The sequence below is a fragment of the Magnetospirillum sp. WYHS-4 genome (assembly GCA_039908345.1).
In the GTDB taxonomy this organism is placed as follows: Bacteria; Pseudomonadota; Alphaproteobacteria; order Rhodospirillales; family GLO-3; genus JAMOBD01.
Window position 1 is genome coordinate 16241 of the sequence record JAMOBD010000010.1, and the last position, 21741, is coordinate 37981.

Genomic DNA, 21741 nt, shown 5'->3' on the forward strand with positions numbered 1-21741 from the left:
CGACCGGGCGCCCGGCGGAGGGGGAGAATAGGACGATGACGAACGACAACCAGCCAGGTGCCCGCCTGATCGCCGAGGCTCTGCTGGCCCAGGGCGTGGAACGCGTTTACCTCGTCCCCGGCGAGAGTTTCCTGCCCTTGCTGGATGCCCTCTACGACCTTCAGGGCCGCATTCGGGTGATTACCTGCCGCCACGAGCATGGCGCCATTTGCATGGCGGAGGCCGAAGCCAAGCTTACGGGCCGTCCCGGCGTCTGCCTGGTGACGCGGGGTCCCGGAGCCTGCAATGCCTCCATCGGCGTCCATATCGCCTTCCAGGATTCGACGCCCCTGATCCTTCTGGTCGGCCAGGTGCCAAGGTCCCACCTGGGCCGCGAGGCTTTCCAGGAAGTGGACTTCCGCCGCTTCTTCGGTCCGCTGGCCAAAAGCGCCGAACAGGCGGAACGCGCCGACCGGCTGCCCGAGGCCATGGCGCGCGCCTTCCGCCTGGCGCTGTCGGGCCGCCAGGGACCGGCCGTGCTCGCCTTGCCCGAGGACATGCTGCGCGAACCGGCGCCCCCGGAGGTCGCCCCGCGCATCGACCCCGATGGCCCCTATCCCGGTCCCGAGGCCATGGAACGCCTGCGTGCCCTGCTGGCGAAGGCGGAACGGCCTGTGATGCTGATCGGTGGCGGCGGCTGGACGGACGCAGCCCGCGCCAACCTCCTGGCCTTCGCCGCCCAGGCCAACCTGCCCACCGCTTGTGGCTTCCGGCGCAACGACATCCTGGACAACTTCCATCCCTGCTACATCGGAGAACTGGGCTACGACGCCGACCCGGAACTGGTGGCGCGGGTACGCTCCGCCGACGTGATCCTGGCCGTCGGTACCCGGATGGGCCAAGTGATTTCCCAGGGCTATACGTTGATCGATCCCGCCCGCCACACGCTGGTGCAGGTGCATCCGGAGGCCGCCGAATTCGGCAAGGTCTTCCCGCCCCATCTCGCCATCCAGGCGGGTATGGCGGAATTCGCCCAAGCGGCCGCCCGCCTGCCCGGCCTCGACGGCCGCCGCTGGGAATCCTGGGCCGCCGAGGGCCGCCGAAGCCACGACCGGCACCGCAGTCCACCCCAGCCGGCCCGCCAGCCTCTCGACATGGCCCAGGTCATGGCTTGGCTGGACGAACGCCTGCCGAAGGACGCCATCGTCACGGTGGATGCCGGCAACTTCACCTTCTGGCCGCAGCGCTTCATCCGCTTCGGCGGCGGGCGGCGGCTGCTGGGTCCGGTCAACGGTGCCATGGGCTACGGAGTGCCGGCGGCCATCGCGGCCAAGCTGGCGGCACCCGAACGTTTGGTGGTCGGCGTCTGCGGCGACGGCGGCTTCGGCATGACCGGCATCGAACTGGCCACCGCCATGCAATCGGGCGCAGCCATGGTGGTGCTGGTGATGGACAACGGCATGTACGGCACGGTGCGCATGCACCAGGAGCGCGGCTACCCCGGGCGCAGCATCGGTACGGACCTGACCAGCCCCGACTTCGCCGCCCTAGCCCGTGCCCACGGCGCCCATGCGGAAACGGTCGCCGTTACCGCCGACTTCGCCCCCGCCTTCGAGCGCTGCGTCGACTCCGGACGTCCTGCCCTCATCCACCTGAAGACCGACCCCGAGGCCATCACGCCGCGCACCACCCTGACGGCGGTCCGCGACGCGGGACGCCTAGGAACAGCCCAGTAGATCCGCGTAGACCTTCCAGCGCCCGACCGAAGACGCATAGACCGGCCGGCGTACCTGGGCGGCCGACGCCGTGAGCACCGGACGCTTGGTTTCGAAGAAGCGCAGGCACGCCTCATGCCAGGACAGGCCGAGAAAGTCGATCAGGCGACGGCTCCAGGCTTCGGGGTCGGCGACCAAAGCCTCGTAGGACACCTCCAGCAAAGGCAAGGGCAACGCCCGCCGCCAATGGTGCATCAGACGGTCATGGGCGGCCTGGTAGCGGGCGATCCCTTCCAGACTGGTGGTCCAGGCATGGCCAACGGCGAAGTTCTGCTGATAGCAGGACAGCAGGACGTCGCGCGGGTCGCGAAGGCAATGAATGACACGGGCGCCGGGAAACATGCGGGCGATGGCTCCCAAGTGCAGAAAGTTGGCGGGCGTCTTGTCCACCACCCGCGCCGCCCAAGGCGCCATGGCTTGCAGACGCCTTAGATAAGCCGCCGCGTCGCCTGGCTCCAGGCTTCCGATGGCGTCCAACTCTCCGGCCCCGAAGATCTCCGGATGGCTGGCGAGAATCTGTTCCACCAGACTGGTACCCGAACGAGGCATACCCACCACGAAGACCGGCCGTTCGGAATCCCCCTCCCCCTTCTTCCAGGCGGCGAAGGAAGCGGCGGGAAAGGCGGCCATGATGGCCTCGATCCTGGCGTCGAAATCGTCGGCATCGAAGTCGCGGCGGCGCAAGTCGTTACCTGACCGCCAATGGGCGAAGGCCTCGCCCGGCTTGCCTTCGCGGTCCCGCAGGTCGCCAAGGGCGAAATGCAGGGCGGCGCGGCCGGCTGGCGCCAGGTCCGCTTTGCCCAGCAGCGCCGCCATGGCGCCGGCGTCCGCCTCGGTGAGGGGCTCTCCGGCCGAGGCCAGATTGTACCACGTGCCGGCTAGATTGGGATCGAGGTCGAGGGCCTCGCGAAAGGCATACCGCGCCTCGGCCAACCGGCCGGCCGCCAGGAGGGCCACGCCCATCCCGTCGCTCGCCCGGGCCGCGGCCGCCGAAATGGCGCCGGCTTCCCGATAGGCGGCGATGGCCTCGTCGACGCGCCCCAGGCGGTAGAGCGCGGCGGCCAGGTCGAGCCGTGCCTCGGCATGGCCTGGATTGAGGTGTACCGCCTGCTGGAAGACGGCCAAGGCCTCATCCCCGTCGCCCTTGGCCAGAAGCACGGTGCCCAGAACCACGAGGGCTTCGGCGGCATGGGGGGCCAGTTCGACGGCGCGGCGGCAGGCGGACTCGGCTTCCTCCAACCGGCCCAGTTCGCGGAGCGCCGCCCCCAGGCTACCCAGGGCCAAGGCATCGCCGGGCCGCAGATGGACCGCTTCCTCGTAGGCAGCGACGGCTTCCTCCCGCCGGCCCTGGCGGCGGTACAGGTTACCGAGGGATATCCGCGCCGGAGCGAAGTCGGGGCGGGATTCGATGGCTTCGGCGCAGACGTCCTCCGCCTCGTCCAGGCGGCCCTGCTCGGTCAGCGCGATGGCCAAGTTGTTCAGTCCGTCCGGATAGCCGGGCGCCAAGTCGACGGCCTTGCGACAGGCGGACTCCGCTTGGTCCCAGAGTCCCATCTCGTTGAGCACCGCGCCGTAATTGCCCAGGAAAGCCGGATTGTCCGGCTGCAGGGCGACGGCGCGGCCGATCAGGCGGGCCGATTCGTCCACCTCACCGCGCCGGAAGGCGATGAAACCCATGACATGCAAGCTGTCCGCATGGTCCGGGTTCAGTTCCAAGACCTGGGCCAGGACCGGTTCCGCATAGTCGACCTTGCCCTTGTGCAGGGCGATGACGGCCTTGGCGAACAAGGCCTCGACATCGGGCTTCGCGGTCTTTTTCCTCGCCATCGGCATCCCCCTTCCCGGCCAACTTGTCACGGCCTCCGGAAAGCCGTAAACAGGCGGAGGCGATCATACCCCTACAGGCTCCGGAAAAGCGATGCCCAGTACCAAATCCGTCTTCGTCCCCACGACCTTCGGCCGCGATGCCGCGAAGATCCTGCTCGATATCGGGGCGGTGAACTTCCGCCCCCAGGAACCCTACATCCTGACATCGGGCTGGGCCAGCCCCACCTATATCGACTGCCGCAAGCTGATTTCCTTCACCGAGGAGCGGCGGCGCGTCATCGGCATGGCCGTGGCCGCTCTCGGCAAGGCCTGCGGCCTGCGTACCTTCGACATGGTGGCGGGCGGCGAAACGGCGGGCATTCCCTATGCCGCCTGGGTGTCCGATCTGATGTCTCTGCCCATGCTCTACGTGCGCAAGAAGCCCAAGGGCTTCGGCCGCAACGCCCGCATCGAGGGCGAGGTACGCGAAGGGGCCAATGTCTTGCTGGTCGAGGACCTGACCACCGATGGCGGAAGCAAGGTGGGATTCGTTCAGGCATTGCGCGAGGCGGGTGCCACGGTGACCGACGTGCTGGTGGTCTTCTACTACGGGGCCTTCCCGGGTGCGGAGCAGGTGCTGGGCGACTTGGGAGTGCGGCTGCACTACTTGGCGACTTGGCAGGACGTCCTGGAGGTGGCCGCCGAGGGGCGGTACTTCCCCGAGGACTCCATTGCTGGTGTAAGGGAGTTCCTCGCCGACCCGGTGGGCTGGTCGGCCGCCCATGGCGGGAAGGCGGCCTGACAAGAACTCGGGCCAGGGGCTTGCCTTCCTCGCTGCCGCGCAGTTAACTGGCGCTAGGCGGAGATGGAAATGGCGAACGACAGACGCCACCTGCAACATCTGGTGGACTTGGCCAAGGAACCTTCCGAGGAGCGGCGGCGCCAGCTTCTCAAGGAGGTCACCGATCTGTTCATGAATAGCTCCGACGGCCTCTCGGAGACGGAGCGTGGTCATTTCGGCGACATCATGGGCCGCGTGGCCGCCGAGATGGAAAGCAAGGTCCGCCAAGTCCTCTCCGAGCGCTTGGCCCGGCATGCCGGCGCCCCCCACGACCTGATCGCCCAACTGGCCAACGACAGCATCGAGGTGGCGCGGCCGGTCCTGGAGCACAGCCCGGTGCTGGACGAGACAGACCTGGTGGCCATCGCCAGCCACCAGAGCCAGGATCACTTGGCCGCCGTCGCGGTCCGCCCCTCGGTCAGCGAGACCGTTTCCGATCATTTGGTGGCGCGTGGCGATGACCGGGTCCTGCTGTCGCTGGTCAGCAACCGGGGGGCACGCTTCTCGCGGGCCGGCATGGCGGCGGTGGTGGACCGTGCGGAGGCGAACGCCCAACTGCACAAACCCCTGATCAATCGCGGCGACGTGCCTCCCGATATGTTGCACCGCATGTTCTGGACGGTCTCGGCGCCGTTGCGCCAGAAGATACTGGAAGCCACCGCCAACATTCCCGGTGACGAGGTCGACCGGCTGCTGGCCGACGCCGAGACGGAAATCATGGCCGGGCTGTCCACCTTGGCGACGGGACATACGGTCAAGGGACCGGCATTCGATCCTTCCACCATCGACATGGCCGAGAAGTTCGCCCACAACAAGGAAGCCGCCGGCCAATTGACGCCCGACCTCCTGGTTCAGCTCCTGCGCCAGGGCCAGGTGGCCTATTTCGTCACCGGCTTCGCGCGGCTGGTGGGTGTCGACACCCAAACGGCCCGGCGCATTCTCTACGATCCCAGCGGCGAGGCGGTCGCCATCGCCTGCAAGGCAGTGGCGTTCGATCGGGTCTATTTCTCGAACTTGTTGCTGATGACCGATCAGTCGGGCAGCCGACGGCCGGAGGAAATCCAGAAGCTGGCCGAAATCTACGACCAGATCGCCCCCGAAACCGCCCAGCGCGCCATGCGATTCTGGAAGCTGCGGGCCAAGACGCTGGGCAAGATCGGCTGAAGCCGGCTACTTGTCCTTGTCGTCCTTGTCGGTCGCCTTGGGCAGCCACGTGATGGTGGCCGTAGGTCCGTCGGTACGCGTGCAAAGTTCCTTTATCACCGCCGGCCCGATACGGTGCGATGTCATGCCGTTGACGATGATGATTCCCCGGTTGAGCAGCACCCAGGCGACACTCATGCAGGCGTCGACGGGCAGGCCGTCGGCGGTCACGGCGGTACGGCCCGACTGTTGCTCCACCTTCAGGGTCCCGCCGAAGGGATTGGTGCCGGAAGCATGGCCCTGCTGGGCGGCGGCCTTCATCTGCTCGACCAACTGCATGTTGGGACCGATCCTATCCTGGAGGCTCGGCGCGGCGATCACGAAATAGGCGACGATGGCCACCAGCAAAACTCCCACCGCCGCGCCGCCGACGATCACCATGCGGCGGCGATCCGGCTTCGTCTTCTTCGGGGCCCGGCGGTCCTTGGCCGGCTCGGGCTTCTTCTTGCCCTCGGCCTCCAAGGCTTTCTCGCGCTCGAACTCGGCAGCCTTGCGGATACGTTCTTCCTTTACCTGCCGGAGAATCGCCGTCACGCCTTGCACCAGACGCGGGAGGCTCTCCACCGGCAAATCGTCGCGGATCAATGACGTTACCTCGCCCACGAAGCGCGCCACCTCGGGCGGATCGTCCTTGCGGGTATAGAGCTTCTGAATGACCAGTATCGTGCTCTGACGCAAAGCCTGAGCCGTGCGAGCCTTGGATATCAGGGGAATGAGGCCGTCCCGCGGGTCCTCGAAGACCTTCTCCCAGTCGACGGTGCCTCCGGCCTTCTTCGGCCAGGAAGCCCTTTCCGAACCCGACATACCTCAATCCTCGCCCGTTTCGCCGATGACGATGACCAACCACCATCGCACCGGATCTTCGCCAGAATGCGCCGCGATTGGTTAAAGAACAAGCAAGACGAAAGCGATAGCCAATCTCGTCGCCGGGAACGACGGTGATCGACCAAGCCTTTCGTAGATTGCCCTTGCTGCATTCTGCAATGGAATGTCACTCTGGAGCCATGGTGGATGCAGCTTCGTCCAAAGACTATCGCAGGCTGATGGTAGCGGGCGCCTATCTCGCCGCCTATGGCCTGTTCGACTTGACCGCCCGCGACCATGCCCTGTTCGGCCTGGCCGACGGCCCCTGGCATCCCGGGGTGGCCTTTGGATTCGTCCTGGTGGCTCGGTTCGGGTTCGGCTGGGCGCCCCTGACCTTCGTCGCCCCGCTGCTCTGCCACCCGATGGTGGGCGCCCCGTTGGCGGCGGTTGCGGAAGCCCTGGCGGAAGGCCTGATCTGTTCCATCGCCGCCCTCGAGTTCAGCAAGGGCGATGTCCGATTGCCGGGCCTCGATCGGCTTCCCGGCCTTCTGCGGTTCTTCGTGGTCATCCTGCTGGCGGCCTGCGTCGCCGCCGCCGTCCGGGCAATGACCGCACCGCTACACGGCCCCATCGACATCGCGGCCTTCGCCCCGATCGGGTTGCGTACCGGCTTGTCCTTCCTGGTGGCGATGGCCCTGGTGGTCCCCGCCCTGCTGATCCACCGGCCCTGGCGCTGGCAGCCGTCGCGAAGGCTGCTTTCCGTCGAGACCGCCCTCCAGGTGGTCGCCCTGGGGGTGATCGCCTGGGAGGTCCTGGGTCGCTTCGCCAACGAGGAGATTCACTTCTTCTATCTGCTGTTTCTACCCGTCGCCTGGATCGCCACCCGTCACGGGCAGAAGGGAGCAAGCCTGGCCCTGATCGCGATCTTCGCCGCCGCCCTGCTGTCCGACCGCCTGGTCCAGCACCATGACCGAGCGATCATCGAATTGCAGATCCGCCTGCTGGCCTTGGCGGCGACCGGCCTGCTGCTGGGCGCCACGGTCAGCGAGCGCCAAGCGGCAGAACTGCGCATGCAGGCCCGCCAGACCGAACTGGCCCGCCTGCAGCGCCTCAACGTGGGGCGGGAAATGGCCTCGGCGCTGGCCCACGAACTGAACCAGCCGCTCACCGCCGCCATGAACTACACCCAGGCCGCCCAGCGCCTGCTGCGCACGCCTTCCTCCGAGCGGGAACGGATCGCCGAGATCGTCGGCAAGGCCATCGACCGCATCGAACGGGTCGGCCATATCATCTCGGGCCTACGCGATTTCATGCGGAAGGGCGAAATGCGGTTGGCGCAAGCCTCGGTACGGGACCTGATCGAGGATGCCCTGCAACTGGTGTCGGCGGAGGCGAGCGCGGCCGGAATCGTCGTCGACACGCCGCCGCACCCGGCCCTGCCTCCTGTCCTGGTGGACAAGACCCAGATCGTCCAGGTACTTGTCAATCTGTTGCGCAACGCGGTCCAAGCCGTCGCGGCGGCTGGCGAGGGGGAAGCGATGGTCCAGGTGTCGGCGTACCCGGACGAAGGCTCGGTCCGCATCGCCGTGACGGACAACGGGCCGGGAATACCGGGGGAAGTGCTGGCACGGCTGTTCGAGCCCTTCGTCACCACCAAGGAGGCGGGCATGGGCCTGGGGCTGTCGATCAGCAAGTCGATCCTGGAGTCCCACGGCGGACGGCTGTGGGGCGAGAACGGCCCGACCGGCGGAGCGGTATTCAATCTTTCCTTGCCGGTCGCCTTGGAGGAGAAGCGGTATGACTGAACCGCAACAGGTCTTCGTGGTCGACGATGCGGAGGATGTGCGCGACTCCCTGGCCATCCTGCTGGAAACCGTGGGCTACCGGGTCCGCACCTTCGCCTCGGCCCTGGAGTTCCTCGGCAGTGTCCCGCTTGGCTGGCGAGGCTGCGTGGTGGCGGACGTGCGCATGCCGGGCATGAGCGGCATCGAGATGCAAAGGGAACTCGCCTTACGCGGCTACGGCCTGCCGGTAGTCATCATTACCGCCCATGCCGACGTGCCGATGGCGGTTGCGGCGCTCAAGGCCGGCGCCGTCGACTTCATCGAAAAGCCTTTCCGCGACGAAGTCCTGCTCTCCAGCATCCGCTCGGCGCTCGCCATGCCACAAGACGAGATCGGCCGACCGGGCGGACCGGGAATCGCTGCCCGCCTGTCGTCTCTCAGCCAGCGGGAGCGGGAGGTGATGCTCCTTCTGGTCGCCGGCCACCCCAACAAGGTGGTCGCCGAGCGCCTGGGGATCAGCCCCCGCACCGTGGAAGTGCACCGCGCCCACATCATGGAAAAGACCGGCGCCCGCAGCTTGGCCGACCTGGTCCGCATGGCCTGCCTTTCCGACGAGGGTGTCGGGGAACAAAGGTAGCCTTATCTCCTAAGTACATTAACGAATTTCCGGCGGGCCTCGACTCTCCCAACATGTGCCGAGGCATTCCATACCCATGGCAGTCGATCGCCGGGCGTGGCTTCGCTCCCTTTCCTCAGCGAACCGCAGAAAACGAAGAAGATGAAAAACATGTCCGAGAAAATTTCCGGCCGGGCCGTATTCAAGGCCCTGGCGACCGGAGCGGCATCCCTTGCCCTCTATCTCTTCCTGTTCGGCTACGAGACGATGTTGCTGGACTTGGCCAAACAGGCCCGTTGGATGTTCATCGTCCCAGTCGGCATCGCCTTCCTGTTCTCCTACGTCCACGGCACCTTCACCGGCGCCTTCTGGGACGCGCTGGGCATCAAGGCGAGGAAATAGGGCCATGGACAGCATCAATTTCATCGAACTGGACGCCCTCAAGTTGATCTACCTGTTCGTCGTCGGCTTCGTCGGCGGCATGGTGAGCGGCTTCATCGGCTCCGGCGGCGCCTTCGTGCTGACGCCCGCCATGATGAGCATGGGTGTGCCCGGCATCGTCGCGGTGGCGAGCAACATCTGCCACAAGTTCCCCAAGGCCCTGGTGGGCGCCATCAAGCGCGCCAAGTACGGCCACGTGGACGTCAAGCTGGGCCTGATCATGGGCGTCTCGGCCGAAGCCGGGGTGCTGGTCGGAGCCGGCGTGCAAGAGAATATCCGCACCGCCTTCGGGGATGCTGGCTCCAATCTCTACGTCAGCGTCGCCTTCGTCATCGTGTTGGGCATCGTCGGCGGCTACGTGCTGAAGGACGCCTGGAAGATCTACCGTACCGGCGCCCAGGACGCCGAGGAAACAGCCGGTCCGCTCGCCCGCTGGATCCAGTCGATCCACATCCCCGGCACCATGATGTACTTCGAAAGCATGAAGGCCCGGGTCTCGGTGCTGGTCACCATCCCGCTGGGCTTCGCCACCGGGATGCTGGCGGCGACCATCGCGGTCGGCGGCTTCGTCGGCGTGCCGTCGATGATCTACGCGCTGGGCGTCCCCAGCATGATGGCCTCGGCCACCGAACTGGTGATCGCCTTCGTCATGGGCGTCGGCGGCACCATCAAGTTCGCCTGGGGCGGCTTCGTCGACATTCGCCTGGCGATGATCATCCTGGCGGGCTCGCTGTTCGGCATCCAGCTGGGGGCCATCGGCACCACCTATGTCAAGCCCTACATGATCAAGGTCGTGATGGGCACCATCATGGTAATCGTGCTGTTCAGCCGCGCCCTGGTGGTTCCGGTCTACCTGGCCCAATTGGAGGTGATCGGCCCGATGGAACCGACCACGGCCACCCTGCTGAAGAACGTCAGCTTCGGCTTGATGCTGATGGGTCTGGTGGTCGGGGCCGGTATAGTCCTGACAGCCATCTTCAAGGGCATGCGCCAAGCGGCGGCGGAAACCCGGGCCGCCACGGTGGCGTCGTCATGATCGTCCCGGCGGAAAAGCCCCTGTTCCGCAAGATCGTGCTGGCGGCCTGCGGCACGGAAAGCTGCGAGGGCGCGCTCCGCGAGTCCATCCGCCTCGCCAAGTGGTCGGGGGCCGGACTGATCGGAGTCTCGGTGGTGCTGGGCGGCGGCGACATGGACGACCTGAGGGTCGACGGCGGGGCGGGCGGTGAAGCCCAGTCCGAAGCCGCGGTGCGCGGCGTTTGCACCAAGGCCTTGGCGGAAGGCGTCTCCTGCAAGGGCATGGTGCGCCACGACCAGGATGCATCGGCGGCCATCGCCGATGTCGCCGGCGAGGAAAACGCCGACCTGATCGTGCTCGGTCGACGGGACCGCTCGGTAGTCGAACGCTTCCTGTTTGGCAGCGTTTCCGGCGACCTGGCCACGCGCCCGGAGACTTGCGTCATGGTGGTACCGCGCACCGCCCGGTTCGAAGGCCGCCAAGTCCTGCTCGCCACGGACGGCGAGGAGCACAGCATCATGGCGACCGTCTACGCCCATTACTTGGCCAAACTGGCCGGCGCCAAGCTCACCGCCCTGGTGGTGGGCAACGAGGAGAGTCAGACCCTCCCGGCTTGGCGCCAGGAAGCTGACGCAGTGCTGGCCCGCATCCATGGCTGGTCCCGGCGTGAAGGTATCGCGGGCAATGGACTGATCCGCTTTGGCCACCCCCACCAAGCTATTCTCGACGCGGCATCCGAGATCGGCGCCGACCTGGTGGTCATGGGCAGCCATGGCCGGGCGGGCTTGAGTCGTATCCTGCAGGGCAGCGTGTCCGACAAGGTCGTGGCCGGAGCCGCTTGTCCGGTGATGATCGTGCGGGGGTGACATGATCGCGCCCAAGGCCCGCCTGACCCTGGTGGCGGGGGACTCCCCGCTCCCCCCCACCGAACCGGCGCCCTTCCATGGCCGTCGCATCCTGGCTGTGGTCGATGGGCGGGATGGCGATCCGGACGTGCTGTGCCAAGCCCGGCATCTGGCGAAACTGGCCACCGCCGACCTGACAGTTCTGGTCCTCGCCGGGCGTCGCCTGGTCGGGACTCGGGAATGGCAGGACAAGGTCCGTTCCATCATCGACCCCCTCCGCGCCTGGGGAAAGCGAGAAGGATTGGAGCTCCTGGGCATGACATTGCCTGGCGATCCCTGCCGGGCCATTCTGGATTGCGCCCGGGAACAGAGTGCCGACCTGATCGTCCTTGCGGCTCCTGGCCCCCGGAGATTCTCGAACGTCTTCAAGGCAAGCTTGCCGGACCGGTTGCTCCGCCGGGCCCCCTGCCCCATCTTGGTGATGAACCGGCAATAGGGCCTACCGCAGGAGGTCCAGGAAGGTAGACCCCTGTTCGAATTGAAGATCGGCCTCCTCCTTGAGGCGGATGTCCTCGACCGCCTCCCAATCGGCTTCCGGCCTGGGGGCGGCGGCGTCCTCGGCTTCCTGCCGGCGTTGCTGGGCAAGCCATGCCTCCCGCGCTGCCCGGTCGGGCATGATGTCGACCAAGGGCCTGCGATGGTAGGCGATGCCATCGATCACGCCGGTAACCAGGACATCGGTAGGGTCGTTGGTCGGGGCCATCGCTGCCATTTCCTTGCAAGAAGGAATCCTAACGCCGACCAAGCCCGTCAGGCAATGGCAGAGAAAAGAATCGCGCGCTACGCCGCCATCTGGGTGCGTTCCTGGGGAAAGCTCAGGGTGACGGTCGTCCCCTGCCCTAGCGCGCTTTCCAGGGTCAAGCTTCCGCCGTGCAGTTCCATGAAGGTCTTGGCGAGCGGCAAGCCCAGGCCGGTACCCTCGTGACGACGCGACAGGCTGCTATCCACCTGTCCGAACGGAAGCATGACCTTGCCATGGTCCTCGGGCGCGATGCCGATGCCCGTGTCCATGACTGCAACCTCCAACACCCCGCCTTGCCGCAGGCGGATCGTCGCCGTGACGGTCCCGCCCTCGGGAGTGAATTTCACGGCGTTGGACATCAGGTTGAGGATCGTCTGCTTGAGGATGCGTTCGTCCCCCAGCAGGGCAGGCAAGGAATCGGGAAGCTCCGTCCGCAGACGAACCTTGTTCTTGTCGGCCTGGGATCGGATCAACCTTTCGGTCGCCTTCACCACCTCGCGCAGGTCGAGGTATTCCTCGTTCAGCTTCACCTTGCCCACTTCGATGCGCGACACATCGAGGATGTCGTTGATGATCTTCAGAAGATGCACGCCGGAATCGTGAATGTTGTCTATATATTCCAGGTATTTCTGTCCGACCGTGCAATCGGCGAACTTGCCGAAGACCTGATTGCGGATCATATCCGAAAAGCCGATGATCGCGTTCAGCGGCGTGCGCAGCTCGTGGCTCATATTAGCCAGGAACTCAGTCTTGGCGCGGCTGGCGGCTTCGGCGATTTCCTTGGCCTTGCGCAGTTCCTCCTCGGCACGCCGCCGTTCGGCGATTTCGCCTTTCAACTCGCGGGTCCGTTCCTCGACAGCCCGTTCCAAGTCGTCTTCCTGTCGCTTGAACTCGTCGATGATACGCTTGTGCTGCTCGTGCAGGTACTTGTGGCGCAGCATCGCGCGCAGGCGGCCCTTCAGCACTGAGATGTCACTCGATTTTCCAACGAAGTCGTCCGCGCCAGATTCCAGGGCGCGCATGGCGTTCTCCTTGGTTTCCTGCGCGCTGACCATGAGGATGACCACGGGCGAATCCTCGACCGCCTGGCGGGAGACGATCTCGCGGATGACCTCGAGGCCGTCCATGCCCGGCATGACCAGGTCCACCAGGACGCAGTCGAAGCTTTCGGCATCCAGATGGCCTAGACCCTCCAGGCCCGAGGCCGCCGTTTCGACCGTATAGCCCTCTTCAGACAGTTCGGCGCGCAGCAGTTCCAGGTAGGTGGGGCTATCGTCGATAGCCAGGACACGCGCCTTGCGGAAGAACGACTCGTCGGGCATCAGCAGGTTGACCTGGGTGCTCGACTTGCGCAGCAAGGCCCGGATGCGCAGCATCAGGACGTCCGGATCCTCGGCCTTGCCGACGTAGTCGTCGGCGCCGCTTTCCAGGCCGCGCACCTCGGCCGCCGCCGATTGCTCGGCGGTCAGCATCAGGATGGGGATGCCCTGGGTGTTGATGTTCATGCGCACGCGCCGACACAACTCGTCGCCCTGGATGCCGGGCAGATGGTAGTCGACCAGCATCAGGTCGGGACGCACTTGGCCGAGGGACTCCAGGGCCGCCTCGGCAGTGGGTGCGACGATAGCCTCGAAGCCCTCCTGTTCCAGGCGCAACTGCATGAGCATGGCCTGGGTCGGCGAATCCTCGACCACCAGAATGCGGCGACGGTCCATGGGCGCCGGGTTCATGACAGGACTCCGACCAGTTGACGCAGCCTGAGCGCGATGGCGTCCAGGGGCAGGCTTTCTCGGACCGCGCCCATGCGCACCGCCTCGCCCGGCATGCCGTAGATGACGGTCGTCGATTCGTCTTCGGCCAGGGTATAGGCGCCGCTCCTCCTCATCTCGAGCATGCCCTCCGCGCCATCGGCACCCATGCCGGTCAGCAGCACGCCAATGCCCGCCTCCTTCAAATCGCGGGCCATGGACTTGAACAGAACGGTTCCCGAGGGCCGCTGGGCGACCACCGGCGGCGCGGTATTCAGATAAAGCCGCCCGCCCTTGATCTCCAAATGGTGGTCGGCCGGCGGCAGGTAGAGGGAGGCCGGCCTGGGCAGCATGCCGTCGCCGGCCATATGGGCTGGAAAGGGCGTGACCTGGGACAGCCATTGCACGAAGCCATCGACGAAGCCTGCCGTCATGTGCTGGACGATCAGGATCGGCAACGGAAAGTCCCTGGGCAGCCCGTTAAGCACCCGGCTGAGCGCGTTCGGCCCTCCGGTCGAGGCCACCAGCCCCAGCATCTTGGGGCGCACCGTTTCCCAAGAAGGCGCGGGCATGGCCTCCATCCGCTCCGCCGAACCGAAGTTCAGGTTGCGGCGCCGGGCCTGCTTGACCACCCGCACCTGGCTCATGATGGCCAACTGGTTGCAGAGTTGGTCGGCCAAGGCCCGATAAGCGTCGCTGGTCACCCCGACCGGTTTCTCGACCACGGTCAGGGCACCGGCACGGAGCGCGTTCATGGCGATATTGAGTTCGTCGTCCTGGACGCTGGCCGATACCACCACGATAGGCATGGGATGGGTCGCCATGATCTCCAGGGTGGCGTCCAGGCCGTTCATGCCGGGCAAGCGGATGTCCAGCGAGATGACGTCGGGGGCGAACCTATCCAGTCCTTGCAAGGCCTCCTCGGCGCTGCCCACCGCCGCCACCACCTCGAACCGGGCATCGCTGCCGATGATGTACAGCAGCAGTTCCCGGACGACGGGCGAATCTTCGACGATGAGAACCCGGATTTTCTTCATGGCTTCACAGTATCTGCTCGATGGTTTCCAGCAGTTCGCGATGATCGAATTTCTGTTTGACGAGATAGGCTTCGGCGCCCAGGGAATAGCCCCGTTCCAGATCCTCGTCGCGCCGGAGCGAGGTGCAGAGGATGACCGGAATGTGGGCCAGGTTGCGATCCTTTTTCAACTCTTTCAGCAGGGAAAATCCGTCGATGCGCGGCATTTCGACGTCGGACACCACCAAGTCCGCCGCTTCGCCACGCAACTGCATCAGGGCATCCATGCCGTCCACGGCCAAGCGCACCTTGTAGCCGTGGGCCTCCAGGATACTCTTTTCCAGGGTCCGGGTGGTGATCGAATCGTCGACCACCAGAATGGTCGGGACGCGCGGCGCGGCCTTGCGCTCCGCGGTCACCAGCCCAAGGGACCCGCCCTGCTGGCGGAAAGCCTCGGCCATTTCCAGAGGCGAAAGGACCACGGCAACCGTGCCGTCCTCCATCAGAATGCCCCCCACGGCCTTGCTGCCCGAGAAGCGCGGCAGCCCCAGGTCCTTGATGACCGCGTCGCGGATGACCACGAAGGAATCCACGGCGACGGCGGCACGCAGGTCGCCGGAGCGCAGCACCAGGATGGACATCACGCCGTCCTGGGTCCGGACCTCGGCCCCCGGCAGGCCAAGCAGTTCGCCCAGACCCCGCAGGGGAATCTGGTGGCCTTCGACCATCAGCGTGGGGCGACCTTCGACGGTTTGCGCATCGCTGGCACGGGCGCGCATGACCCGTTCGATGCCCTGGGTCGGGATGCCGTAGATGCGGTCCTCGCAGGTGACCAGGAGCAGGCGGTGCGACGAAACCGACAGCGGCACTTCGATGCGGAAACAGGTGCCCGGCCCATCCTTTTCGACCACTTCCAGGCTGCCCGACAACTGGCCCACGGCCTCGTAGACCACCGACATGCCCATGCCTCGCCCGGCTAAATCGGTGACGCCGTCGGCGGTCGAGAATCCCGCCCGGAAGATATGGCGCACCAAGTCCCGTGCATTGGCCATCGCGGCATCGTCCTCCGACAGCACGCCGTCCTCGACGCCGCGCCGGGCGATCTTGGCGATGTCGATCCCGCGACCATCGTCGTCGACCAGCAACACCAGACGGCTGCCGTGGACCTCGAACCGCAACCCGATGCGCCCGCGCACCTCCTTGCCCTTCGCCGCGCGCTCCTCCGGCGACTCGATGCCATGGAACACGGCGTTGCGCAGCATGTGCATCACCGGGTCCTTGAGAGCCTGGAAGACCAGCCGGTCCGCCTCGACCGACAGGCCGTTCAGCCGGAAATCGATATCCTTGCCCTCGTCACGGGCCATGTCTCGCATCATCTTGCGGAAATCGCCGAACAGGTCCTCGGCCGGGGTCATGCGCACCAGGCGGATGCCTTCCTGCAGTTCGGAACCGAGTTGGCGGAAATTCCAGGCCGCCTTCTGCTGCATCAGGCGGATGGCGCGGGCCTCGCGGCCCAGGGCGCGGATATGCTGTTCCATGATGGAGATGCGGCGGTCGGCAGCCGCATCGGCCTTGGGGTCGCCGGACTGAATGGCCGACGCCCCAAGATCGAGATGGCGCAGCACCTGCCAGCCTCGCTCAAGGCTGGCGATATCCTGCTCGATGGCCCGCAGGCGCTGGGTTACCGCCGCCTGGCCGAGGTTCTCGGTGAGGATCTGGCCGGCGGAACGCAGCAGCCGGTCCAGGCTGGCGGTCCGCACCCGCACGGCGTCTTCCGCCCTCACCACGACGGGCGGCGGCGCCTCGGGTGTCGCCCCCGGACCGGGCGCGGGGGACGGAGGCGGCGTCGATGGAGGGGAAGGAGGCGGCGGCGTAGGCTCGACCGCCAGATAGGCGTCGAGAGCGGCGATGGCCTCGGTGGGATCGGGCGGGGCGTGCCCCTTGGTGAAGGCGGCGACCCAGTCCTCGATGGCGTCGCCGGTCTGGCGGACGACCGTCAGGGCTCCGGCATCGAGAGTAGCCTTGTTGGTGCGCAGGCGGCCGAACAGGGTCTCCAGGCGATGGGCCAGGGTTTCGACCGGCTTGAGGTCGGTGGCCCGTGCCGCTCCCTTCAAGCTATGGGCACGGCGGAACACTTCGTCCAGAGGCAGGGCGCCGGCCGGCGCCTCTCCGGATTCCACCTTTCCCATGGCCTGGCGGATGAATTCCAGGTGGTCTTTGTATTCGACCTGGAAGGCCGCCAGAAGCTTGGCGCGGATGTCCATCAAATCCGGTACTTCTCCACAAGCTTCCTGAGCTGCAGGCCCAGGGTGTTGAGGTTGGCGACCGCATCGCCCAACTGGCCGGTGCTGGTCGCGGTCTGCTGGCTCGCCAGACGGATCTCGTGCAGCGCCTGGGTAACCTGTTCGAGGCCGATGGTCTGCTGGTTGGTGGCGCCGACGATCTGCTGGAAAGCCCCGGCGCTCTCGCGGATGCTGTCGCCCATCTTGCGCATGGTCTGCTGGGCGACCTCGACCTTCTCGCGGCCGAACTCGACGCGCTTGACCGCTTCCTCCGTGACCATGACCGAGGAATTGATGCCGCGCTGGATCTCTTCGAGGATGCTGCGCACCTGGCGGGTCGCGTCCTTGGCCTGGTCGGCCAGGTTCTTGATCTCGTTGGCGACCACCGAGAAGCGGCGCCCGTCCTCGCGGGCATCGGCGGCCTCGATGGCGGCGTTCAGCGCCACCAGATTGGACTGTTCGGCGATGTCGTTGACCGTGGCGATGATCTCGCCGATAGCCTGCGTCTTCTCGGACAGCATGACCACGTTCTCGGCCACCGTGGCCGCCTGCTGACGGATTCCTTCCATGGCGCGACTGATGGTTTCCACGGCCTGCATGCCCTGGGCGCTGGAGGCGATGGTGGTGTCGGCCGCCGTCGCCACCTGGCGGGCCCGGTCGGAGACCTGCAGGCCCGATTGGTTGATCTCCTCGACGGTGGAGGTGATTTCCTGCACCGCGGCCGCCTGCTCCTTGGTGGCGGATGTCTGTTCGTGGCTGGTGGCATGGATTTCCGCGCCGGCGGCGTTCAGGTTCTCGGTGACGTTGCGGATCTCGCCCGTGACCTCGCGCAGGGACTGGAGCATGGCGTTGAAGCTCGCGGCCAGACGGCCGATCTCGTCGCTGCTGCGCACCGGCAGCGGCTCGATCGCCAGGTTGCCCTCGGCGATTTCCTGGGCCCGTTCGACGCAGGCCGCCAGGGGCTTGCCGATGGCGCGGCCGACCGTCCAGGCGGTGGCGAGCCCCAGCAGGGCGGCAAGCAGGCTTATCAGGACCTCCCAGCGCAACATGGCTTCGATCTTGGACTCGGCCTGGGCGGTGAAACGCTTGGTGAGTTCGTTGGATTCGGTGAGCAGGCGCGAATTGACGTCCAGCAGTTCGCGCGCGATGCGATCCCGTTCCGCGTCGCCGGGCTTGAGGGACAGGAGACGCGCCGTCAGTTCCTTCTGGCGCTTGGAAAGGTTCCGCTGGCTTTCCAGGACGACGTCGACGCCGGGCAAGGTGGCCCGCGGCAGGACGGCACGTTCCCCGGTCGCCACGTTCTCGATGGCCGAACCGCCGGCAATCAACGCTTCCAGGGTCTCGTCGAAGATCCGGGCTGTAGCGTCGTGATTGGTTTCGACTCCGTGGGCGGCCAGCAGGACTTCCTTCATGTAGCGCTGGCTCAGCATGCGCTGACGGCCGGCCAGATCGATCACCACCCCGTCGGACTTCTGGTTGGAGATGGTGGCCAGCGTGTAGAGCATGATGCCCGCGATCGCCGCGATGAAGCCGGAACTGATGACCAGCAGTTTCTTGCGGACGCTGAGGCTGCCCAGGAAGATGGGCGTGGACGTGGCCATGTGCGAACCTCTTTCCCCTGTCATGACGTTTCCTCGCCGGAGGCGCGGTTCCCGGTCCCCACGATGGGAAGGGCCAGGATCGCCCGCGCGTCCAGCACGATGAGCATCTCCCGCGTCACCCCCTTGACGAAGGGGCTGGCGGTGGCGGCGCCGGAAGCGGCGGCCGCGAGATCGTCGGCGCGCACCATGCGCACTCGGTCGAGGGCATCCACCTTCAGGCCGACTTCGGCCCCTTGGCGGCGCAAAAAGACGACGACCGCCGCATCCGGGGCACGGTCATCCTCGATGGGCGGCGCCACACCGGCGGCATTCAGAAGGGTGGCGGCATCGAGGACCGGACGGATTTCGCCGCGCAGGTTGGTGACCCCGACCAGTTCCGGCGACGCGCCGGGAATCGGGGTGCAGCGGAGCGCCGATGCCGTCTCCACCAAGTCGTTCAATTCGAAGGCATAGGTTTCGCCCCGCACCCGGAAGGACAGCATGGCCATCTGCCGCGCCCCGGCGCCGCGGTCGCGGCCCCGGTTGGCCAGCCATTCGGCACGCATGCGCAGGGTCGCCCGGTTGCGTGCCGGGTTGGCGGCCAAGCTGCCGGCCAGCGCCTGACGGCTGCGCTCCAGCCTTTCCTTCAAGGTGTCCCAGTCGAAATTGTTGCCGCTCATGACTCCCCGATGACCTCCAGATGCATGCCGGCCAGATCGCGAAGCTGGCCGGCCGTCACGCCGTCGGCCTCGTCGACCACACGGCCGCCCGGTTCATCGGCAAGCAGACGCTCGACCGTATGGAAAGACTTGGCGGCGCCGGCCAGATCGCCACGCGATTGCAGGAACAGCCCCAGGTGGTAATGGGCCAGGACGAAGCCCCGATCAAGGAAAATGGCTCGCCGCATGGCCTGTTCGGCCGCCGAACGCTTGCCCATCTGCTCCAGGACCAACGCGTAGTAGAGATGCACCAGGGGATCGTTGCCGCCCGCGTCCAACATGGCCTCGCAACGGCCGACCGCCTCCCACCACTGGCCAAGATCGGCCATGCGGCGGATGCGCTGCAATTCGTTGCCGTCGTCGTTGGGGCCGGGCGGCGGCGGTGGCGGCGGCGCCACGACCGGCGGCGGCGCCACGACGGGGGCCGGTTCGCTGAGCGGCGGCGGCTCCGCCTCGTCGAGCGGCGGCACGGGAAGCGGCGGCGGGATGTAGGCCGCGTCGGGTTCGGCCTTCTGATAGACGACGGCTCCGGGCACGCTCACCGTGCGGAAGCGGCGAAAGGTCTCCATGTCGCTTTCGGAATGGCCGGCCACCAACCAACCGCCGTCGACCAAGGTCTCGCGGAACTGGTCGACGATGCGCCGCACCGTCTCGCGGTCGAAGTAGATCGTCACGTTGCGGCAGAGGATGACGTCGAAGGCATAGAGGTTGTCGAGGGTCGAGGGAAACGGATTCTCCACCAGATTATGGTATTGGAATGTCACGTCCTCGCGATACTCGGGCCGCAGTTCCCATTCCCTTTCATGGCGGACGAAGCAGGCCTGGCGGACGACGTCGGGCGTCGCCCGCAACGCCCAGTCCATGAAGCGTCCCCGCCGCGCGAAGGCCAGGAACCGCTTGTTGATGTCGGTGGCCATGATATCGACGGTCCAGCCGGCCAGGCGCCGGCCCAATTCGCGCTTGAGCATGATGGCGACGGTATAGGGCTCGGCCCCGGTGGAGCAGCCGGCGCTCCAGATACGCAGGTGGCGGGTTTGCTCGTTGCGCTTGATGGCATCGGGCAGGACCACGTCGCGGAGCGCGTCGAACTGTTCCTTATGGCGGAAGAAATAGGTTTCGCCGATGGTCAGTTCGGCGACCAGTTCGTCCAGTTCTTTGCGGCCATCCTTGGGATCGCCTAGAATTTCCATGTAGCGGCTGCAGGAAGCGACATCGCGCGCCCGGAACCGGAGATCCAGGATGCGGGCCAGATCCTCGTCCTTGTCGGCATAGAAGACCATGCCGGTGGCGCCGATCAAAAAGGTCTTGAGGCGCGGATAGAACGGGTCCGCCTTGATGTCCACGACGGCCCGGCGCGCCATCATCATGACGACGAGGCTCCCCAGCCCGCCAAGCGTTCCTGTTCGCGAGCCTGGAACGCCGTCAGGCGAGCCTGCTCGCCCTCCAGGAGGAGACGCTGGGGATCGAGAAGATGAATGGCGTGCTCGCCTTCGCCGATCAACGCCACGGTGCAGTCGGCCAGAACCGCCCCCGGCACGACGGAAGCCACCGCCCTCGCCCCTTCCAGGCGACGAACCTCCCGCACCTCGTCGACCAGCAGCGCGGTACGCGGCACCAGTCCGCGCAGCAGAATCAGCGGCGAGTAAAGGCCGGGTGTTCCTTCCGGGAGGCCGAACAACCGGTCGAGGCGCAGGACCGGAACGGCGAGCCCTTCCAGATTCATCACTCCCTCGAAAACGGAGGGCATGCCGGGGGGGCAGGCCAACTCCGGCAGGAGCAGCACTTCCTCCACCGCCTCCGCGGGCAAGGCGCAACGACACCCGCCGACCGCGAAGACCGCGACCGACCGACCCGCCGCCGCCCCCGTCGCGGCACCGTCCATCCCCTTGTCGTCGTATTCAGCCACGACGTTCCTCTTTGCTTTTTTGGGCCGGCGCCCATCCCCGAGCGTCCCCCGCAGCAGGGGTACTATAGCGCCTCCCGCCGCCGGGAACCACAGGGGACCGGCCCCGCCCCGGAAAATTTCCGATCTTCGTTCGTGAACCTCGTACAAAATCTCACAAAAGCATTTGGTTACAATTATAGAATATACTTTGTTTGTGTGGATTACCGTTCCATTCTAGCATCTTCTCATCCCGGGTTTTCGGCGGGTGACCGGATTTTCCGAACAACATGAGCATGGAGTTCATCCATGTCGGACGCAGTACCCGGATGGGAAATGAAACTGGATATCCTCGACATGCTGACCCTGTCGGCGTCGCATTACATTCAACAGGCCGAACAGACCCCGGACCCTGTCTGGGCGGCGTCGCTGTACCGCTTGGCGGATTTGTATATCGCGGAGGTCTCGCACATCGGTCGCGGAGAACCCATATGCCTGGACAGGGATGTTTCGCGGGATGGCGAAGACGCGGAGCCTCGCTAGCGCTTCCGGCGAAAGTCTCCCTTATTCATTCAGCCTCCGGGGCCATTGCCCAACCGATATC

Annotated in this window: 20 protein-coding genes; 10 read left to right on the top strand and 10 right to left on the bottom strand. The window is 66.2% G+C overall.

Translation table 11 applies throughout. The annotated features are described in order from the left end of the window. Positions 1-35: 35 nt before the first annotated feature. Positions 36-1715, top strand: a complete 1680-nt coding sequence (locus tag H7841_05165) for a thiamine pyrophosphate-binding protein (GenBank protein MEO5336270.1) — start codon at positions 36-38, stop codon at positions 1713-1715. Here H7841_05165 and H7841_05170 read toward each other — a convergent pair. Further along, positions 1698-3581, bottom strand: a complete 1884-nt coding sequence (locus H7841_05170) for a tetratricopeptide repeat protein (protein ID MEO5336271.1) — start codon at positions 3579-3581, stop codon at positions 1698-1700. The two genes, H7841_05165 and H7841_05170, sit on opposite strands and share 18 nt — an antisense overlap. A gap of 91 nt (positions 3582-3672) precedes the next feature. Between H7841_05170 and H7841_05175 the strand changes: the two genes are divergently transcribed. Beyond that, on the top strand, positions 3673-4362 hold the full coding sequence (locus H7841_05175; GenBank protein ID MEO5336272.1) for an orotate phosphoribosyltransferase: 690 nt from the start codon (positions 3673-3675) through the stop codon (positions 4360-4362). A 69-nt stretch (positions 4363-4431) separates the two neighbouring features. After that, positions 4432-5565, top strand: a complete 1134-nt coding sequence (locus H7841_05180) for a DUF2336 domain-containing protein (GenBank protein MEO5336273.1) — start codon at positions 4432-4434, stop codon at positions 5563-5565. Positions 5566-5571: 6 nt separating this feature from the next. Here H7841_05180 and H7841_05185 read toward each other — a convergent pair whose 3' ends face one another. Further along, a complete protein-coding gene (locus H7841_05185) occupies positions 5572-6408 on the bottom strand; it encodes a hypothetical protein (protein ID MEO5336274.1) in 837 nt (278 codons plus the stop codon). 239 nt (positions 6409-6647) lie between these two features. Between H7841_05185 and H7841_05190 the strand changes: the two genes are divergently transcribed. From H7841_05190 to H7841_05215, 6 genes are all read left to right on the top strand, one after another. Continuing rightward, positions 6648-8213, top strand: a complete 1566-nt coding sequence (locus H7841_05190) for an ATP-binding protein (protein MEO5336275.1) — start codon at positions 6648-6650, stop codon at positions 8211-8213. Continuing rightward, on the top strand, positions 8206-8829 hold the full coding sequence (locus H7841_05195; protein MEO5336276.1) for a response regulator: 624 nt from the start codon (positions 8206-8208) through the stop codon (positions 8827-8829). The genes H7841_05190 and H7841_05195 overlap by 8 nt, the downstream gene beginning before the upstream one ends. A gap of 150 nt (positions 8830-8979) precedes the next feature. Further along, the gene (locus H7841_05200; protein MEO5336277.1) at positions 8980-9210 is read left to right on the top strand and encodes a hypothetical protein; all 231 of its coding nucleotides are present in this window, start codon (positions 8980-8982) and stop codon (positions 9208-9210) included. 4 nt (positions 9211-9214) lie between these two features. Further along, positions 9215-10285 carry a sulfite exporter TauE/SafE family protein gene (locus H7841_05205; protein MEO5336278.1) on the top strand — a complete coding sequence of 357 codons (1071 nt, stop codon included), beginning with the start codon at positions 9215-9217 and terminating at the stop codon, positions 10283-10285. Beyond that, complete coding sequence (locus H7841_05210) at positions 10282-11130, top strand: universal stress protein (protein MEO5336279.1); 849 nt, start codon at positions 10282-10284, stop codon at positions 11128-11130. The genes H7841_05205 and H7841_05210 overlap by 4 nt, the downstream gene beginning before the upstream one ends. A gap of 1 nt (position 11131) precedes the next feature. Continuing rightward, a complete protein-coding gene (locus H7841_05215; GenBank protein ID MEO5336280.1) occupies positions 11132-11605 on the top strand; it encodes a universal stress protein in 474 nt (157 codons plus the stop codon). 3 nt (positions 11606-11608) lie between these two features. Here H7841_05215 and H7841_05220 read toward each other — a convergent pair whose 3' ends face one another. The 8 genes from H7841_05220 to H7841_05255 all read right to left on the bottom strand — a co-directional run bounded on the left by H7841_05220 (position 11609) and on the right by H7841_05255 (position 21161). Continuing rightward, complete coding sequence (locus tag H7841_05220) at positions 11609-11872, bottom strand: hypothetical protein (GenBank protein ID MEO5336281.1); 264 nt, start codon at positions 11870-11872, stop codon at positions 11609-11611. Between the two features lie 77 nt (positions 11873-11949). Further along, positions 11950-13641: a response regulator gene (locus H7841_05225; GenBank protein ID MEO5336282.1), complete on the bottom strand. Its 1692-nt coding sequence runs from the start codon at positions 13639-13641 to the stop codon at positions 11950-11952. Then, positions 13638-14696 carry a chemotaxis-specific protein-glutamate methyltransferase CheB gene (gene cheB / locus H7841_05230; GenBank protein ID MEO5336283.1) on the bottom strand — a complete coding sequence of 353 codons (1059 nt, stop codon included), beginning with the start codon at positions 14694-14696 and terminating at the stop codon, positions 13638-13640. Before cheB ends, H7841_05225 begins: the two co-directional genes overlap by 4 nt. 4 nt (positions 14697-14700) lie before the next feature. After that, positions 14701-16938 (bottom strand): response regulator, encoded by a 2238-nt coding sequence (locus H7841_05235; GenBank protein MEO5336284.1) that lies wholly within the window; start codon positions 16936-16938, stop codon positions 14701-14703. Further along, the gene (locus tag H7841_05240; protein MEO5336285.1) at positions 16938-18557 is read right to left on the bottom strand and encodes a methyl-accepting chemotaxis protein; all 1620 of its coding nucleotides are present in this window, start codon (positions 18555-18557) and stop codon (positions 16938-16940) included. The genes H7841_05235 and H7841_05240 overlap by 1 nt, the downstream gene beginning before the upstream one ends. Before the next feature lie 20 nt (positions 18558-18577). Then, positions 18578-19216 (bottom strand): chemotaxis protein CheW, encoded by a 639-nt coding sequence (locus H7841_05245; protein MEO5336286.1) that lies wholly within the window; start codon positions 19214-19216, stop codon positions 18578-18580. Beyond that, positions 19213-20622: a protein-glutamate O-methyltransferase CheR gene (locus H7841_05250; protein ID MEO5336287.1), complete on the bottom strand. Its 1410-nt coding sequence runs from the start codon at positions 20620-20622 to the stop codon at positions 19213-19215. The genes H7841_05245 and H7841_05250 overlap by 4 nt, the downstream gene beginning before the upstream one ends. Continuing rightward, complete coding sequence (locus H7841_05255) at positions 20619-21161, bottom strand: chemotaxis protein CheW (protein MEO5336288.1); 543 nt, start codon at positions 21159-21161, stop codon at positions 20619-20621. The genes H7841_05250 and H7841_05255 overlap by 4 nt, the downstream gene beginning before the upstream one ends. Before the next feature lie 312 nt (positions 21162-21473). On the opposite strand from H7841_05255, the gene H7841_05260 reads away from it, so the two are divergent. Next, positions 21474-21680 (top strand): hypothetical protein, encoded by a 207-nt coding sequence (locus H7841_05260; GenBank protein MEO5336289.1) that lies wholly within the window; start codon positions 21474-21476, stop codon positions 21678-21680. Positions 21681-21741 lie beyond the last annotated feature (61 nt).

Excerpts from the sequence above, each read along its gene's own strand:
- H7841_05170 (MEO5336271.1), bottom strand. The coding sequence starts at position 3,581 with ATGGCGAGGAAAAAGACCGCGAAGCCCGATGTCGAGGCCTTGTTCGCC.
- H7841_05185 (MEO5336274.1), bottom strand. The coding sequence starts at position 6,408 with ATGTCGGGTTCGGAAAGGGCTTCCTGGCCGAAGAAGGCCGGAGGCACC.
- H7841_05225 (MEO5336282.1), bottom strand. The coding sequence starts at position 13,641 with ATGAACCCGGCGCCCATGGACCGTCGCCGCATTCTGGTGGTCGAGGAT.
- H7841_05215 (MEO5336280.1), top strand. The coding sequence starts at position 11,132 with ATGATCGCGCCCAAGGCCCGCCTGACCCTGGTGGCGGGGGACTCCCCG.
- H7841_05180 (MEO5336273.1), top strand. The coding sequence starts at position 4,432 with ATGGCGAACGACAGACGCCACCTGCAACATCTGGTGGACTTGGCCAAG.
- H7841_05165 (MEO5336270.1), top strand. The coding sequence starts at position 36 with ATGACGAACGACAACCAGCCAGGTGCCCGCCTGATCGCCGAGGCTCTG.
- cheB (MEO5336283.1), bottom strand. The coding sequence starts at position 14,696 with ATGAAGAAAATCCGGGTTCTCATCGTCGAAGATTCGCCCGTCGTCCGG.
- H7841_05220 (MEO5336281.1), bottom strand. The coding sequence starts at position 11,872 with ATGGCCCCGACCAACGACCCTACCGATGTCCTGGTTACCGGCGTGATC.
- H7841_05240 (MEO5336285.1), bottom strand. The coding sequence starts at position 18,557 with ATGGCCACGTCCACGCCCATCTTCCTGGGCAGCCTCAGCGTCCGCAAG.
- H7841_05235 (MEO5336284.1), bottom strand. The coding sequence starts at position 16,938 with ATGGACATCCGCGCCAAGCTTCTGGCGGCCTTCCAGGTCGAATACAAA.
- H7841_05210 (MEO5336279.1), top strand. The coding sequence starts at position 10,282 with ATGATCGTCCCGGCGGAAAAGCCCCTGTTCCGCAAGATCGTGCTGGCG.
- H7841_05195 (MEO5336276.1), top strand. The coding sequence starts at position 8,206 with ATGACTGAACCGCAACAGGTCTTCGTGGTCGACGATGCGGAGGATGTG.
- H7841_05200 (MEO5336277.1), top strand. The coding sequence starts at position 8,980 with ATGTCCGAGAAAATTTCCGGCCGGGCCGTATTCAAGGCCCTGGCGACC.
- H7841_05250 (MEO5336287.1), bottom strand. The coding sequence starts at position 20,622 with ATGATGATGGCGCGCCGGGCCGTCGTGGACATCAAGGCGGACCCGTTC.
- H7841_05260 (MEO5336289.1), top strand. The coding sequence starts at position 21,474 with ATGAAACTGGATATCCTCGACATGCTGACCCTGTCGGCGTCGCATTAC.
- H7841_05205 (MEO5336278.1), top strand. The coding sequence starts at position 9,215 with ATGGACAGCATCAATTTCATCGAACTGGACGCCCTCAAGTTGATCTAC.
- H7841_05245 (MEO5336286.1), bottom strand. The coding sequence starts at position 19,216 with ATGAGCGGCAACAATTTCGACTGGGACACCTTGAAGGAAAGGCTGGAG.
- H7841_05190 (MEO5336275.1), top strand. The coding sequence starts at position 6,648 with ATGGTAGCGGGCGCCTATCTCGCCGCCTATGGCCTGTTCGACTTGACC.
- H7841_05175 (MEO5336272.1), top strand. The coding sequence starts at position 3,673 with ATGCCCAGTACCAAATCCGTCTTCGTCCCCACGACCTTCGGCCGCGAT.